Raw genomic sequence first — 16,486 nt, forward strand, 5'->3', positions numbered from 1 at the left:
GAAAAATCTACTTGCCACTATCGGCTTCGTGGTCGTTGCCAAAGCCGCTTACGAGCTCTACCAGGAACTGTGCACGTTGCGGCAGGAGAAAGCCGAACGCGAGAGCACGACGTAATGGTCGTGCCCACCCGCAAGGTCTTTGCCTTTTTGGTCGCCCAGTGCAGTGACTGCGGCAAAGGCATGTTCTCCCGTATCGACTCGCGCCTTCTCAATAACGAAGGCGTCAGGCTGCAGCCTGAAGTGGTATGTCCACGCTGCGGGGCAAACGTGGCGCGTACACAGATCGAACCGCGCGGGCTTCACGCACTGAACATCCTAGAGCACGCGTGCATGGTCACACGCCTGTGGGCGCACGTGCCCGAACTGACCGCCCTGTGGACCGGGTGCAGAGTCATTCACAATTGAACTCAGGAAGCGCATGGGCCGAGCAATACCGTGCCGAGCCCCAATCCTGAACTGCAAGGAACGCCCATGCCGCAAGCCAAGGACACACTGCTCCGACTGGTCAGCCTCCTCAAGCTGATACCCCGCTATCCACATCGCATCGCCTCCACCACGTTGCAGGAGAAGCTCCGCGAGGAAGGATTCCACGTCGACCTACGCTCGATCCAGCGCGACCTCAACAAGCTCGCTGGCCCGTTCATGCTGCTTTGCGATGAACGCGAAGTGCCCTACCGCTGGAGCTTCGACCGCAACGCACCGCTCGACCTGTCAGCAATGGACACGTCCACCGCACTGGCGCTGTACCTGGCTGAAAGCCACCTGAAAACCATCCTTCCGGCCGCGGTGCTCGACCAGCTCGCACCGCAGTTTCGCAAAGCACGGCATTACCTCGATGGCCTTGGCCACAACGATCTTGCCCACTGGGCTCGCCGGGTACGCAGCGTGCCGAACGGCAAGGCCCTCATCCCGGCCCAAATCGATCCGGAAATCTGGGCCAGGGTATCCACCGCCCTGCTGGAGCGCCGGCAACTAAAGGTTAGTTATCTGAGCCGCAGCAAGAACGAACTGAAAACCCTGCGCCTGCACCCCGCCGGGATCGTCTCTCGCCACTCGATCACCTACCTCATCGCTAGCGCCAACGACCACACCGACATCCGCCACTTCGCCGTCCACCGCATCAAACAGGCCAAACTGCTGGATGAAACTGCCACCGACCAACCCGACTTCGACATCGACCAACATCTCGCCGGCGGTCTGTTCCGCACGTCCGAGCCGGTTAAAGAAGTTGAACTGGTAGCCGATGTTTCTCCGCAGATAGCGTGGCTGTTGAGCGAGACGCCGTTGAGTGCGGAGCAGAGTTTAGAGCCGATAGAGAGCAGTAGCTGGGCACGGTTGCGCGCCATTGTGTCGAACAATCAAGAGTTATTATGGTGGTTTTATTCGATAGGAGATCAGGCGCTTATTCAACGGCCAACTTCCTGGAAAATTAAAATCAAAGACAAGCTTTCACGCATGAATAAAACTTACAAACCGCACCAGCAGCACAACTAATACGGCGAAGTAAACGGCGCCATAGCGAAGGTCCAAGCATGCTGCTATTTGCAAACTGAGTAGCGCAACCTCAGTTAGACAAAGGAAAGAATATGATTTTACTGGCACTGCAGGACGAAATTAGAACCCTGATTGAGAAACAGCAAACCTTAATGACCAAGTTGAGGGATGACGAGACTATTTGGAAGTACGAGTCCCAAGCAAACACTCTGACACAGGCTGACCTGGAGCGACAGCGTGAGGCGCTGGAGAGCGACAAGGTTAAGGTGCAGATGCTGGAGTCGACCATTGCCGTGATAGGGACCATGAAGGCAGGGAAGTCGACCACTATAAATGCGTTGATAGGGAAGGATGTACTGCCCCATCGACTGACGGCCATGACCACATTGCCTACTTTGATCAGGCACAAGCCTGGCCAGAAAGAGCCGGTACTCAGGCTGCACAAGCTAGATGTGTTTAAGAAGTTAGTTGACGAGGTGAAGGCGAAGGTCGATGCATCTGGTGGGCAAGAGGCCGATCAATCGAGAATCAACGAAGCTCTGGCTACAGTTAAAACAAAGTCAGCGGATATTCGCGGGGAGTACGCAGGTAAAGACGAGGTCCACCAGGCGCTGTTTCTGATCAACGACACGTTGCGACTGGCGGGCCATGGCAGCTTTGCTGTTAACTTAGATGAGTATCTAGGACAATTCACCGAACTGACCAGTCTGCCCACGATTGAAGTGGAGTTCCGCTGTCTAGCCGGCAAGCCCCTGAGCGATCATCCAGGCTCTCTGGCGTTGCTAGACACGCCTGGCCCAAACGAGGCTGGGCAAAGCAAACTTCTGAAGCATATTCTCTCTGAGCAAATTGGAAAGAATGCGTCGATGGTTTTGCTGGTGATGAACTACACCCAACTCAACACCGAGCAGGACTCTGAAGTTCGAAAACAGATCAGGGATATCAAAGAGGTTTTCAGGGATCGCTCGTTTGTGGTCGTGAATCGCTTCGACGAAAAAAAACAAAATGACCTGGATGAGGTCCAGACCAAGAAGATGGCAAGCGACTTGTTGAATGACAGCATCGATGATGATGACTTCATCAAGCCTGATGCCGTCTTCCCGGTCTCATCACATTTCGCTTTCATCGTGGAAAGAGTCAGGCAACAGATCGAGGCAGGGGTAGAGCTCTCAAGGTTTCTCGCTGCTGAGCAGAATCGTGACTTTATTACGGCCGCCTTCGGAATAATAGAGGACGACGAGATTGAAGAGCTGACCTTCGAAGACATCGAGAAGAAGTACGCTCGCTTGTTAAAGCGTTCTGGCTATGAGCCCTTTATTAATAACATGCTTGAAAAGGCCTACACCAAGGCGGGCGAAAATAGCCTTCAGGCGGCACTGGCTAGACTCAACGAAAACGCCGTCAAGATTGATAGCTTTTCCACGGCAGTTCGAGGCGGTCTGGCGCAAGAAATGGGTGCATTAATGGAAAGCATCGAGCGGACCAAAAACCTCGGCCATGCTATTGATGCTGTTTATCGCAAGCTGGACGAGGTAAAGAGCAGTGGTATTTCTGAGTATAGGGATCAGGCGCGCGCTGCGCTGGTGGAGCATGTTGGGGAAATAAAAAACAGCATCGGAGAAGAATTTGTCAGAGCGCGGAGAGACTTGCTTGGGAGGCTGGAAGAAAACTTAGAGGCGAAGTCCAGTGAACAGGTCGATCAAAAGCGGCAAAGATCTATGTCTCGCTCCGCATGGATAGATCGGAACGTTATTGAAAGAGATCTGAGGAACCTGCGTGCTGAAATCGATAGACACTCAAAGGGTGGGGATGGCGTTCTTGACTTTGGCGTAGACAAACAAGCCGCATTGAGCTTCAGCAAAAGGGCGGGCGATGTGATTACGGAATTGTTCTCTTCAATGGTCGGGTCGCTGCAGGCCCAGTTGAGTGAGTTCGAGGAGAATATTCAGCGGGACATCCAGGTTGAGCTGGTGGGTCGGTTGGGGGAGCTCTGCCAGGATTATGAAGCTGCAATGCAGGAAAAGGGTTTCGATTTTAATATTCATCTGACAGATAGTCTCGCATTGGATGTGCTTAGTGATGCGCAGGTGCGCGTCAATGAGGGCGATGCGGTAGAAGCCTACAAAGAGCGTGTGACGAAATCCTGGAAGAAGCAAACTCGACGCGAGGGCTGGGTTCACAAGACCTTGAAGGTGCTCAGTTTTGGTCTGAGGGACGACTACACCGTAGAGCTACAAACCAGCAGTGTTGATGAGCAGCGTTATAAAATCACGCTTGACGACTATGTTCAGAAGTCCCAAAAGCTTGCCGACTCATTTTATGCGAATGTTGATGCGCGCCTTGCAAAGCAGTTTGAAGAGAGGCTGGTTCCGGCGGTAGACGAGGTTTTCGCTGGCGTGATCGAGAAGGTCAGCGGCATCGAAGGGGCTTTGGAGAAATCAAAAAAGCTTAAGGCTGAAAGTGTGGCTGTTACGTCTGCAATTTCAGCCATGATGGATAGAGTAAAAAGCGACAACGTTACTCAGCTCAAGCGACTGGAGGTTGCAAGGCTGGGCATTAACTCCTTGGCGGCCGGTAAATAGGAAAGGGTATGACAGCTTTAAAGTCTGCTGAGATGGAGCGCCTGGTTGAGGCCTATCCGCATCTTGAAGAAAAGGCGATCGTCGACTTCATCAACGGCTTAAGCGTGATGTCGGATCACCTTAGCGAAAAGCGCAAAGTGGCCCAAAATGGGCTCTCTGCCCGTATTTTGGATCGCTTGACCGGACAGAGCACCCAACGTCAAGAGTTAATCGACTCCAGCGTGGAGACTAGCCTGAATTTTATAAAGGACTATGTGGTTACCAATGAGCAGCGCCTGACCAAAAATGAGTACTTCTTACGACAAGTAATGAGTGGCGTGGGCCTGCTGTCTACAAAGTTACAGGAAGTGACTGCAGATACCACTGACCTGCGTCAAGACTTGACTGAGTTAGCTGGCAAGGTTGATTACATGAAGCATTCTCTTAACCAGAGAATGGACGGTTACGAGCAATATAACCGCGCAATGGCCGAGGCTAATCTTGCAATTAGTATTTTTGCCAGGAGGGAGTCTCTGCTTTCACCGGAGCAGAGTCTATGGATGCTGTTAACTCGTCTTAAGTACGGAGAATTTGGACGCTGGATCCAAGCTGGCAGGGGTAACCAGCAGCATGAGAAGGCTGTTCAGTCCGCTTTGCAAACACTAGAAAATGACTGCACGCGCATCTTGTGTGAATTGACGGGGCGCCCGATGCATTGTGTGGTCGACCGCCAAGCTCTTTTTGCTCAACTATCTGCGAAAGATGAGCTACTGCAGGATGCGCTGAGACTGGTTAGCGAGCATGGTTCCAGTGAATTAGAGCAAGTATTGCTGGCGGTCAATAGTGGCGAGGCGCCTAGGACGGGAGACGAACTTCCCTACGTGTTTTCCAACCAAAGCATATATGACGAACTGTCGCAATTGCTGAAGCCGGGAGCGCATCATGCTGCAATCCACTAAATTGGGGTTGGTCCTATCTGGCGGTGGGGCTAAAGGAGCCTATCAGGCAGGTGTCTTGCGTTATCTTGCGGAGAAAAACATCCAGCCAGACGCAGTCGCTGGGGCAAGTATTGGTTCCTTGAACGGTGCAGTTGTTGCGAGCGCAGGCAACGTGCGAGTAGCAGCCGAAACGCTGGAACAGGTGTGGCATGAAGTTGCCGAGAACTCGCCGTTGAAAATGGATGCATTGGCATTTCTCTCTTTCATTATGCGTATTTCGATGGCGGCATTTGGAGGTCCCCCAGGGCGAGTTGCTGCAGCTTCAACTCAGTATCTGCAATATGTGCTGCCAGAGAAGTACCACAAGTATGTGGGCGACCCAGCGTTTTTCGATAACTCTCCAAGCGTTGATATTTTGAATCGCTATGCAGGGCTGCGCGAGAAAAAGTCTGGCCTGCCTTTTTGGGTGTCCGTCTATGAAAGCGACGGAGCGATCAAAGATCTGATGGGGTTTGCTAAGAGTAGCTTGGGCCTGTCCGATTCGAAAGACTCAAGCTTCATATGTATAAATCCGTTGTCAGAGGACCAGAGGCGAATGGTACTGCTGGCTTCTTCGGCAATCCCCTTAGCTTATGAAGCGCAAACCATCGGTGGGAAAAAATACTATGACGGTGGGTTGGGTGGATCTAGAGCTGTGCAGGGTAATACACCGATACTGCCGTTAATCAAGCATGAAAAGTGCAGTCACATCATCGTAACCCACCTGCAGGATGGAAGCTTTTGGGATCGTAACCGCTTCCCCGATACGACGATCCTAGAGATTCGCCCTCGTGGTATTGGTCGTAAAGGGTTACTCGACATGCTCAGCTTTGAGCGTGACATCATTCTAGAGTGGATGCAGCAAGGCTACGAAGACGCTAAAGCGAGTATTGAGCCGGTCGCAGAAGGCCTGGCCGCCTTCAGCAATAGCCGAGAAAGCCAGAATAACCTGGATGAGGCTGCGAAGCAGATGGCCGAGGCATTGCAGTGGCTTAAGCGCTAAGCAGATAGGCTGCTGCGCTTTGGGCTCATCAATGTTTCTGGCAAGTGTTTGTTAGGGAAAGGCGGCGCAGTGCATAGCAAGGTGCAGTCAGCGGACAATGCGGTTCAAGCTGACGGTTTCGACCTCGTCTAGCAGATACAAGTGCATCCGCAGCGCTCCGATTACACTGCAGCTGTATTCGGAATCTTCCTTACAAATGCGATTCAGCAACCTCGTTCTCCTGAGCACGTAGATCCGCAACCGCCAGCTATAAACCCAAAGGACGCCAATGCCCTCCCCCACCAACTTCACCTTCCTCCAGGAACACCCACCCGTTTTCCTAGAGCTCGCCACCACCGCTGAGCAAGTGTTCGCCGCCTCCCCCAACACGACGCTCATCAAGCTGCGGCAGTTGGGTGAGGCGTTGGCACAGGATCTGGCCGGGCGGGCGGGGGTTGAGTTTGATTCGGCGGTGAGTCAGTCGGATTTGCTTTATCGCCTGGGTCGGGAAATCAAGCTGGATCGGAACATCCTGCAGTTGTTCCACACGCTGCGGGTCGAGGGAAATAAGGCGACGCACGAGTTTCAGACGCGGCATCGTGAGGCGTTGGACGGGTTGAGGGTCGCGCGGGATTTGTGTGTCTGGTATCACCAGGCGTTTGGTAGTGCGGGCACGCATTTCAAACCGGGCGCCTTCGTGAAGCCGAGCGATCCGAGCGAGCCGTTGCGCGGGTTGCAGGCGGAGATCGAAAGCCTGAAGGCGCAGCTGCGTGCATCCAGCGAAGAACTTGAAAGCAATCAGGATTTGGCGAAGCTGCTCAAGCGCGAGGCGGAGGAGTATGCCGTGCTGGCCGAGCAGATGGATGCCGAATCGCGCCTCTATCAAGAGCAGGCAGCCGCGCATGAGACCGAACTGAAAACCCTTCGTCAAACGCATGAGCAAGAACTCAAGGCGCTGCAAAAACAGCTGGAAGATCAGCCGCAAGCCAGTCAGCAGGTCCAGCAGAAAACGCAGAAGGCGACATCGGCTTTTGACCTCAGCGAAGAACTCACGCGGATCCTCATTGACCAGCAGCTCAACGCCGCCGGCTGGGAAGCTGACTCCCTGGATCTCAGTTACAAGAAAGGCGCACGCCCCGAACGCGGCAAGAACAAGGCGATTGCCGAGTGGCCTACCTGCGTACCGAAAGAAGATGCCGACTATGTGCTCTTCGCAGGCCTGACACCGATCGCCATTGTCGAAGCTAAGCGCCAGCGGGTGAATGTTGCAGACCGCATCCCTCAGGCGGAACGTTACGCGCGTCAGCTCATTCTCGACGGCGATTTTCAACCCGCCTGGCAACTCCAGGGCTTAGCCACAGGCTGGAATGACGGCCAACAAGGTCTGTTCGAGGTGCCGTTTGCGTTTGCCTGCAATGGCCGCCCTTACATCAAGCAACTGGCACAGCAATCCGGCACGTGGTTCCGCGATTTGCGTAGCCCGGCCCATATCAGTCGTGCACTGCAAGATTTTTATACACCGGACGGGCTTCTCAACCTGCTCAAACGGGACCAGGCCGAGGCCGAGAAATCGTTGGAGACCGAAGGCTTCGCCTACCTCAAGTTGCGCGCCTATCAGATCAAGGCCATCCAGGCGGTCGAGCAGGCGTTGGCCAATGACCAACGTGACTGCCTACTCGCCATGGCCACCGGCACGGGCAAGACACGCACCATCATTGGCCTGCTCTACCGCTTCCTGAAGGCTGAGCGCTTCAAGCGCATCCTCTTCCTCGTCGACCGCAGCGCGCTAGGTCAACAGGCCATGGATGCGTTCCACGATATGACGCTGGAACAGAACCAGACGCTCGCGCAGATCTACAACATCAACGAGCTGGGCGACATGGCCGCCGAGGCACAGACACGTGTACAGGTAGCAACCGTACAGGCGATGGTGCGCCGCCTCTTTCAGTCAGATTCGCCGCCGCCCATCGACCAGTTCGACTGCATCATCGTCGACGAGGCGCACCGCGGTTACACGCTTGACCAGGAAATGAGCGAAGGCGAACTGGCGATCCGCGACCACAACCAGTACCTCTCACAATACCGCCGTGTGCTGGACTATTTCGACGCCTGCAAGATTGGCCTGACTGCCACGCCCGCGCTGCAGACCAGTGAGATCTTCGGCAAGCCGGTGTTCATCTACAGCTATCGCGAAGCCGTGGCGGACGACTGGCTGATCGACCACGAACCGCCGATCCGTTACCTCACTCGCCTCGCCCAGCACGGCATCCATTTCGAACGGGGCGAGACAATCAACGTACTCGACACCCAGACCGGCGAAGTGGAAGCGGCGGAGCTGGAAGACGAGCTCGACTTCAATATCGAGTCTTTCAATCGCAGTGTCATCACCGAGGCATTCGACCGAGTCATCTGCGAGGAGCTCGCCAAAGAACTCGACCCCTTCGGCGAAGAAAAAACCATGATCTTCTGCGTCAACCAGAAACATGCCGAGCGCGTGAAGCTGCTACTCGATCAGGCCTTCTCCGCGCATTACGAAGATCAATACAACCAGGCAGCGGTCAGCATCATTACTGGCAAGAGCGACAAGGTGGCTACGCTGATCCGCAGCTATAAGAACGAGCGCTATCCAAACATCGCCATTACAGTCGACCTCCTCACCACCGGCATCGACGTGCCCAGCATCTGCAACCTGGTATTCATGCGCCGGGTGAAATCGCGCATCCTCTACGAACAGATGAAGGGCCGCGCCACCCGGCGCTGTGACGAGATTGGCAAGACGGTATTCCGCATCTTCGACCCTGTGGACCTCTACACCGCGCTGGAAGAAGTCGACACCATGAAACCGCTGGTGAAAGACCCGAACATCAGCCTTGAGCAATTGGTGACCGAACTCTGCGATAGTGCCAGCCTCGACGCGCCCGGCAATACCCAGGACACCAGCCACGCCCATGATGTGCTCGCGCAGTTAAGCCAGCGCCTGATGCGCGTCCTGCGCAAGGCCGAACACAGAGCCGAGAGCAAGCCGACCCTGAGAAAACGGCTCGACGAACTTCAGGACGCCTGGGGCGTTGCCCCGGCCGAGCTACATAAGCACCTGCATGACCTTGGCCCACAAGGCGCCGCCGGATTCATGCGGACCCACAGCCGTCTGCTGGAGCAGTTGGATACCATCAAAGCCTTGCTCGTGTCGGAAAACTACCCAGTGATCTTGGCGCATGACGACGAACTCATAGTGCGCGAACAAAGCTATGGGCAGAACCAAAAGCCGGCTGACTATCTGGAAGACTTCAACGCGTTCATCCGTAAACAGCTCAACCAATCCGCTGCGCTCAGCGTGGTCGTCAATCGCCCGCGCGACCTGACCCGTGAACAGCTGCGCGAAGTGCGCCTGCTGCTCGACCAGCACGGTTTCAGCGAAGCCAGTCTGAAGAGCGCCTGGCGCAACCAGACCAATCAGGAGATTGCCGCCAGCATCATCGGCTACATCCGCCAGGCCGCGATTGGTGAAGCGCTGCTGCCCTTCGATCATCGCGTCGCCAACGCCATGCAGAAAATCCATGCCCTGCAACCCTGGAACACCGTGCAGCGCAAATGGCTGGATCGGCTGGCCAAACAACTGGTGCACGAAGTGGTCATCGACCCACAGCAGGTACAGGATGCCTTCAAGAACGACGGCGGCCTCAAAGGACTGGACCGAAACCTGGGCGGCAAACTGGATGTCGTGCTGGACGCGTTGAATGACAACTTGTGGTCGACGGCAAGTTGAGTGTCAGGATTGCCCCATGCATCGGCGCGATCGCTCATTCCAAGACCCTCTGTGCCCGTGAACGCTGCACATCGGACGCAGAACGCCCGTAGCTGCATTCCCCGCAAAGCGGGTGGAACAATCTTAAAACTGTCCGCTGTCCCAGGACAGCGGACACTCGCTAGCAGAACATAAACCGCCGGACCAGCCCTAAACATAGAGCAACCAATCCAAGCCCTTGCCAAAAACGCCATAAAGACCAAGAATCGACAAAATTTCGTTAGAAGCTAAAGAATATGATCAGATCCATCCGATTCTCAAACTTCTACAGTTTTGCCGACGAAGCCGAAACCGACTTCACCCTGGGCAAGAAGCCGACACCCTCCGGTTTCGATATCGAACTGGCGGATGGCAGCCGGCTGAACAAGGTGATCGCCGTGGTTGGTGCCAACGGCTCAGGCAAGACACAGTTCATCAAGCCGCTGGCTTTTCTGAGCTGGTTTGTCTGCGACTCCTTTTTGGGTAACGACCCCGATAGTGCAGTGTTTTACCGGCCACATCGTCTACATGCATCAGGCGAAACCAAGCTGGAAGTCGATTTTCTACTCAATGGTATAGAGCACCGCTACCAGCTCGAACTCAAAGCCGGTCAGGTTTGCAGTGAGGTCTTGCTACAGCGCACCAGCAGCCAGTTCAGCTACTTGTTCCGCCGAGAGCGCAATGCTGACGGCAACGGTTTCAGCTTCAAGCAAAAAGGTTTCCCTTTCCCCAAAGCGCAGGCCGAAAGCATTCGCGCCAATGCATCATTGTTGGCGGCTGCGCATAGCTATGACATCCACGAGGCTCTACCCTTTATCGAGTATTTCGAGAGCATGACCAGCAACGTCAGCGCCATGGGGCGGCGACACTTCCAGCGCAGCGCGCTGTTCACCGCAGCAAAAGACTATGAACAAGTCCCACAACTCAAGACGCGCATGATCGAAGCCATGCGCGAATTCGACCTTGGCCTCAACGATATCGCCATTCGCCAACGCGAAATCACCCGTGAAGATGGCAGCAGCGCTACCCTGCATGAGCCTTTCGGTATGCATCGCAGCACAAGTGGCGAAGAGTTCGAGCTCAGTTTTCTCGACGAATCCAGCGGCACTCAATCCACCTTTGTACTGCTTGGGAAACTCCTCAAGGCACTGGAGTTCGGCGGCATTGCCGTCATCGACGAAATCGACAACGACCTGCACCCGCACCTGATGCCACGCATCCTCGACTGGTTCCGCTTCGAGCATAGCAACCCGCATCAGGCGCAATTGATCTTCACCTGCCACACGCCGGAACTGCTCAATCATCTGCAGAAGCATCAGGTCTATCTCTGCGAGAAACGTGACCAATGCTCGGAGGCCTGGCGGCTGGATGAAGTGCAGGGGCTGCGCGCCGACGACAACCTCTACGCCAAGTACATGGCCGGCGCCCTCGGCGGAGTACCGGAGCTATGAACCGCAAACTGCGCAAGGGATCGCGCAGCCTGATGCGCAGCACGCTGCTGGTGGTCGGTGAAGGCGCCGATGACAAAGCCTTTATCAGCCACATGAAGGGGCTTTACTGCCCGCGAGACAGTGGCCTGAGCGTCAAGGTCGAAGCCGGTGATGGCGGCTCGGCGGGCAATGTCATCACCAACGCCATTCGCAAGTACCAAAGCGTCGGCTATGACCGCCGGCTGTTCCTGCTCGATGCCGACCTGCCGCCAGATGACAGCGAATACAAGCGTGCCGCCAAGGCTGGCTATGAAATCATCCTCTGGCAGCCGCAGTGCCTCGAAGGCGCCCTGCTCGACACACTGGGCGAAGCCGTACGGCCCCATGAAAGCAGCCAGCAACTCAAGGCGCGCCTGCATCCCCGCTTGAACGGTGCGCATACCGACGCCAGCGCCTACGCCGCCTTGTTCCCGCAGCAGATTCTGGATAACACCGCTAATGCGTCCGTCAGCCAAACACGCGACGCCCTGCTGCCGCCCGAGAAGCACTGAGGCCGCCATGCCCGGCCTTGAAAAGCACGGCCCCGGCCACTACCCTCGCCCACAACATACCCGCCATGCCTCTGACTGCCCGGCCAGCCACGCACAAATCGTGCGGGTTTTTTATGCCCCGCCAGCCCTGCAGGCCATCGCCTGCAACCTTGGAAATGGCGCCCGACCCAGGCAAGCACTCAAATGACCCACTCCGATATCGTCCAGAAGCTCTGGAACCTCTGCGACGTCCTGCGTGACGATGGCATCAACTACAGCGACTACGTCACCGAGCTGGTGCTGCTGTTGTTCATCAAGATGGAATACGAGCAGGCACAGAGCGGCAGCGCTTTCGAGCATCGCCTGCCGGAGGGCGCGCGCTGGCCAGACCTCACCGGCAAGTCCGGGCTGGTGCTGCTCGACCACTACCGGCAGATGCTGCTCGATTTGGGTAAGAACGCCGACCCGCTACTCGCCGCCATCTACGCCGATGCGCAAACGCGCCTGAAAGAGCCGCGCCATCTCGAGCAACTGATCAAGAGCCTGGACGCCATCGACTGGTTCAGCGCCCAGCGCGACGGCCTCGGCGATCTCTACGAAGGCCTGCTGGAAAAGAACGCCAGCGAAACCAAATCCGGCGCCGGGCAGTACTTCACCCCGCGCCCACTGATCGACAGCATCATCCGCTGCATCAAGCCCCAGGCCGGCGAAACCATTCAGGATCCGGCCGCCGGTACTGCCGGCTTCCTGATCGCCGCCGATGCCTATATCAAGCAGCACACCGACGACCTCTACGAACTCAACGACCGCGAGCGCGCCTTCCAGCGCAACCAGGCCTTTATCGGTGTCGAACTGGTCTCCGGTACTCGACGCCTCGCACTGATGAACACCCTGCTGCACGGCATGGAGGGCGATGCCGAAGGCGTGGTGCACCTGGGCAATGCCCTGGGTCAGACCGGCGCCAATCTGGCCAAGGTCGACGTGATTCTCTCCAACCCGCCGTTCGGCACCGCAAAGGGCGGCGGCGGCCCGACCCGTGACGACCTCACCTTTCCCACCAGCAACAAGCAACTGGCGTTTCTCCAGCACATCTACCGTGGCCTCAAGCCCGGTGGCCGCGCCGCCGTGGTACTGCCGGACAACGTACTGTTCGAGGCCGGCGTCGGCACCGACGTGCGCCGCGACCTGATGGAAAAATGCAACCTGCACACCATCCTGCGCCTGCCCACCGGCATCTTCTACGCCCAAGGTGTGAAGACCAACGTGCTGTTCTTCCAGAAAGGCACCCAGGAAAATCCGCGCCAGGAGCAAGGCTGCACGCAGCGCGTGTGGGTCTATGACCTGCGCAGCAATATGCCCAGCTTCGGCAAACGCACGCCGTTCGGCGCCGGCCACCTGAAAGCCTTCGAAGATGCTTACGGCGAGGACGCCAACGGCCCACGCGCCGAAAACGTTGAAGGCATTGGCGAACTAAGCCGCTTCCGCGTCTTCACCCGCGAGCAGATCAAGGAGCGCGGCGACTCCCTGGATATCACCTGGCTCAAGGACGCCGACAGCCTCGACGCCGCCGACCTGCCCGCTCCGGAAGTGCTGGCCGGCGAAGCCATGGCCGAACTGACCGAAGCCCTGCATGAGCTGGAAGAACTGATGAAGGCGTTGGGGGCCGGAGATGAAGTGGAGGCGCAGAAAAGGTTGATGGCGGAGGTGATGGGGCTGGAGCAACCGCAAGCGGCAAGTCGGCAAGTGGGAGAGCGGGGATGAGTGGGTTGCCGGAGGGATGGGCATTTGCTCGCCTGGACGAACTCGCCGATATAAATCCGAAGCAGAGCTTTGCCGATGACTTGGATGCTGGCTTCGTGCCAATGTCCCATGCACCAACCAACTTCCTCGATAAGTTGCGCTTTGACTCACGGCCTTGGGGTGACATTAAAAAGGCTTACACGAACTTCCAAGATGGTGATGTAATTTTCGCCAAGGTCACGCCTTGCTTTGAAAATGGCAAAGCTGCTTTTGTAGATGGCCTACCAAATAGGATCGGTGCCGGCAGCAGCGAGTTTTATGTGCTCCGACCCGCTACCGAAGATATTTCTGCCAAGTACCTGCTTGCAGTGATCAAGAGCCGTGACTTCCTCTTGCAAGGTGCCGCGAATATGACGGGAGCAGTGGGCCTTCGCCGTGTTCCCAAACAGTTTGTTCAGAACTATACCGTCCCTGTACCACCAGCAGCCGAACAAACCCGCATCGCCGAAAAACTCGATGCACTGCTGGCCCAGGTCGACACCCTCAAAACCCGCATCGACAGCATCCCCGCCCTGCTCAAGCGCTTCCGCCAATCCGTCCTCGTTGCAGCGGTTTCCGGGCGGTTAACGGAGGAGTGGCGCGCAGAAAATACAGGTATTAACCCAACTGAACAGATAGAGACAATCCTGAAAGATCGCCTTTCTTCCTCCAAATCGAAGAAAGCGCCAGCGAGCCACCTGAAAAACGAAGAGTATGAAATACCAAGCACTTGGTGCTGGGTTTCACTTGATTCGCTCGCCGCCAAAATAGTCGATGGCACACACCACACGCCAACCTATGTGGGTAATGGAGTACCATTCATCTCGGTCAAAGATATTCGCGACGGCGTTATAGATTTTACTAATACAAAATTTATTACCACCGAAGAGCACGCTGAACTTTGCAAACGCTGCCATCCTGAAAAAGGAGACCTACTAATTACAAAGAGCGGAACAATTGGCAGAACAGCAATAATAGCAACCAACAATGAGTTCTCTTTATTTGTTAGCGTCGCTCTAATTAAGCCTGCATCAAATCTGGTGAACATGGAGTTCATCAATATAGCTTTGAGGAAGTGGATTGGAGAAATTGACGTTTCGAGTCGCATAGTGGGTAGCGCAATCAAAAACCTTCACTTAACTGATATGAAAGTTTTGGCAATACCATTTGCCCCCCTTACCGAACAAACCGAAATCGTCCGCCGCGTCGAACAGCTCTTCGCCTTCGCCGACCAACTCGAAGCCAAGGTCGCTGCTGTCAAGACCCGTATCGACCACCTGACCCAAAGCATCCTGGCCAAGGCATTTAGAGGCGAACTGGTGCCGCAAGACCCGAACGACGAGCCGGCCAGCGTGCTGCTCGAACGCATCAAGGCCCAATGCGCCGCTGCGCCTAAAGCCAAGCGCAGCAGAAAGACGAATGGGGACCTATGACTTTTCAAAACATTCCAGAAGAGAGCGATAGGGAAGACGCCGTTCTGCAGGTATTGGCGCTGCTCAGCAAATGCGAGCGTAGCAGTGCGGAACTTACCAAACGTGAGCACATGGCAAATTGGTTGGCTAGATGGGGCCTGATCGTGTCGGCGGGCTTAACGGTCGTGAACGCAGGATTGGCCTTTTGGCACGTCAATCTCCACACGTTGCCTTACTGGCTGCAATGGGCAGCGGTGGCCGTGTCACTGCTGGCAATCGGCATAGCACTCTTGGCGCTGATTGCTCCAATCGTTGCATCCGCGGTAAGCCTGCTGTCTTGGAAAAAACCAGCTTTTTGAACCTGAAGAAAGAGCTCCGCCACGACACGAGCCATGTCAACAAACTCGAACACTTCGATAACGCAACATTAGAAGAAGCTAGGCACTGGATCGAACTGAAACTAAGCCGAATCGAGTCGCGCATCAGTTATTTCTTCGGAGAGAAAACGGCGATCTTCGCAATGCTCGCGATCTCGTGGTCATTCTTCAAAGAGCTGGGCGGCATACCTTGGATTAATGAAACGCTGGGAACGGGTTTTACACTGGGAAATATCAGCGACTCTTTGCTGTTGTGGGGCGGTGCGTTCGTATTGGGAATTTCACTCGGCGCAGCGCTTTTAAAGTATGTCGCCCAACATTACGTTTATCAGAAAGAACTGCTGATCATGGCACTGAGGAAGAAAGCGCTGCAGATCGGTACACCGGAAGCCCAGCCATCAAACGGAAATTTGGAAACGCCATGATGACGACATCTAGCAACGTTCTATATACGCCACCGCGCACACTGATTAAATGCGCGACGAGTAGCCTGCGATCTGCCGCCAAGCGGTTGGCTAATCCTGGACGAATAGGAGCTGCGGCTCTCCTGCTCTCACTGACCGGATGCATGGACTCCACCCACTTCGTCCGAGACCAGTCGGCGTTCATGCCAGCACGTTCCACCTACTACATCGCCCTGCCCGATGACGGCATGTACGGCGCCAAGCCCTACCCTCGCTCCGGGCAGATGACCAGCGCCGTCATCCGATCGGCATTGCAGAGGAATGGGCAGACGGCGATAGTCGCCAATCGCGTCGAAGGCTTGGATCAAGCCCTCAACAGCGCTCGCCAAGGTGGCTATAACTATTTGGTGTTCCCAATCATCCTGCACTGGGAGGACCGCGCGACCGAGTGGAATTTCAGGCGCGACAAGGTGGAAGTGAAGATCGACTTGATCGACGTGTTTAGCGCCAACGTGGAAAGCTCCACGCTAATCGAAGGCAAAAGCGGCATTGCCACGCTTGGCGGCGACCATCCGCAAGATCTGCTTCCAGAGCCGATTAATGAGTATTTCCAGAGCTTGTTCAGCGGATTGCAACACTAACGCCTGTGTTTATCGCGCCGATCGGGATGGAGCCTCGGTTGATATAGGTGCGCAGGGCAGATGAACCCGCGGGTGAACCCGCCCCTACAGGTACCGCCTCACCGTAGGGGCGACT

13 protein-coding genes are annotated in these 16,486 nt (G+C 55.8%); all 13 read left to right on the top strand.

Translation table 11 applies throughout. The features are described 5' to 3' along the window. Positions 1 to 114 precede the first annotated feature (114 nt). The 13 genes from IEY47_RS15125 to IEY47_RS15185 all read left to right on the top strand — a co-directional run bounded on the left by IEY47_RS15125 (position 115) and on the right by IEY47_RS15185 (position 16,371). The gene (locus IEY47_RS15125; RefSeq protein WP_188984135.1) at positions 115 to 405 is read left to right on the top strand and encodes a hypothetical protein; all 291 of its coding nucleotides are present in this window, start codon (positions 115 to 117) and stop codon (positions 403 to 405) included. A 66-nt stretch (positions 406 to 471) separates the two neighbouring features. Further along, positions 472 to 1,494: a helix-turn-helix transcriptional regulator gene (locus IEY47_RS15130; protein WP_188984137.1), complete on the top strand. Its 1,023-nt coding sequence runs from the start codon at positions 472 to 474 to the stop codon at positions 1,492 to 1,494. Positions 1,495 to 1,586: 92 nt separating this feature from the next. Beyond that, positions 1,587 to 4,076 (top strand): dynamin family protein, encoded by a 2,490-nt coding sequence (locus tag IEY47_RS15135; protein WP_188984139.1) that lies wholly within the window; start codon positions 1,587 to 1,589, stop codon positions 4,074 to 4,076. A gap of 8 nt (positions 4,077 to 4,084) precedes the next feature. Next, positions 4,085 to 5,014 carry a diguanylate cyclase regulator RdcB family protein gene (locus tag IEY47_RS15140; RefSeq protein ID WP_188984141.1) on the top strand — a complete coding sequence of 310 codons (930 nt, stop codon included), beginning with the start codon at positions 4,085 to 4,087 and terminating at the stop codon, positions 5,012 to 5,014. Beyond that, a complete protein-coding gene (locus tag IEY47_RS15145) occupies positions 4,998 to 6,035 on the top strand; it encodes a patatin-like phospholipase family protein (protein ID WP_188984143.1) in 1,038 nt (345 codons plus the stop codon). Before IEY47_RS15140 ends, IEY47_RS15145 begins: the two co-directional genes overlap by 17 nt. Positions 6,036 to 6,303: 268 nt before the next feature. Then, positions 6,304 to 9,780 carry a type I restriction-modification system endonuclease gene (gene hsdR / locus IEY47_RS15150; protein WP_188984145.1) on the top strand — a complete coding sequence of 1,159 codons (3,477 nt, stop codon included), beginning with the start codon at positions 6,304 to 6,306 and terminating at the stop codon, positions 9,778 to 9,780. A 275-nt stretch (positions 9,781 to 10,055) separates the two neighbouring features. Continuing rightward, the gene (locus tag IEY47_RS15155; RefSeq protein WP_188984147.1) at positions 10,056 to 11,249 is read left to right on the top strand and encodes an AAA family ATPase; all 1,194 of its coding nucleotides are present in this window, start codon (positions 10,056 to 10,058) and stop codon (positions 11,247 to 11,249) included. Next, a complete protein-coding gene (locus IEY47_RS15160) occupies positions 11,246 to 11,779 on the top strand; it encodes a hypothetical protein (protein ID WP_229779462.1) in 534 nt (177 codons plus the stop codon). The genes IEY47_RS15155 and IEY47_RS15160 overlap by 4 nt, the downstream gene beginning before the upstream one ends. 183 nt (positions 11,780 to 11,962) lie before the next feature. Beyond that, positions 11,963 to 13,519: a class I SAM-dependent DNA methyltransferase gene (locus tag IEY47_RS15165; protein WP_188984149.1), complete on the top strand. Its 1,557-nt coding sequence runs from the start codon at positions 11,963 to 11,965 to the stop codon at positions 13,517 to 13,519. Next, entirely contained in the window at positions 13,516 to 14,970 is a 1,455-nt protein-coding gene (locus tag IEY47_RS15170) for a restriction endonuclease subunit S (protein WP_188984151.1), read from the top strand. Before IEY47_RS15165 ends, IEY47_RS15170 begins: the two co-directional genes overlap by 4 nt. After that, the gene (locus IEY47_RS15175) at positions 14,967 to 15,308 is read left to right on the top strand and encodes a hypothetical protein (RefSeq protein ID WP_188984153.1); all 342 of its coding nucleotides are present in this window, start codon (positions 14,967 to 14,969) and stop codon (positions 15,306 to 15,308) included. Before IEY47_RS15170 ends, IEY47_RS15175 begins: the two co-directional genes overlap by 4 nt. Further along, positions 15,287 to 15,751 (top strand): YuaM family protein, encoded by a 465-nt coding sequence (locus IEY47_RS15180; RefSeq protein WP_188984154.1) that lies wholly within the window; start codon positions 15,287 to 15,289, stop codon positions 15,749 to 15,751. The genes IEY47_RS15175 and IEY47_RS15180 overlap by 22 nt, the downstream gene beginning before the upstream one ends. Positions 15,752 to 15,894: 143 nt before the next feature. Further along, positions 15,895 to 16,371, top strand: coding sequence for a DUF4823 domain-containing protein (locus IEY47_RS15185; protein ID WP_188984156.1), 477 nt, complete (start codon positions 15,895 to 15,897; stop codon positions 16,369 to 16,371). Positions 16,372 to 16,486 lie beyond the last annotated feature (115 nt).

The organism is Pseudomonas matsuisoli (assembly GCF_014647635.1).
In the GTDB taxonomy this organism is placed as follows: domain Bacteria; phylum Pseudomonadota; class Gammaproteobacteria; order Pseudomonadales; family Pseudomonadaceae; genus Pseudomonas_P; species Pseudomonas_P matsuisoli.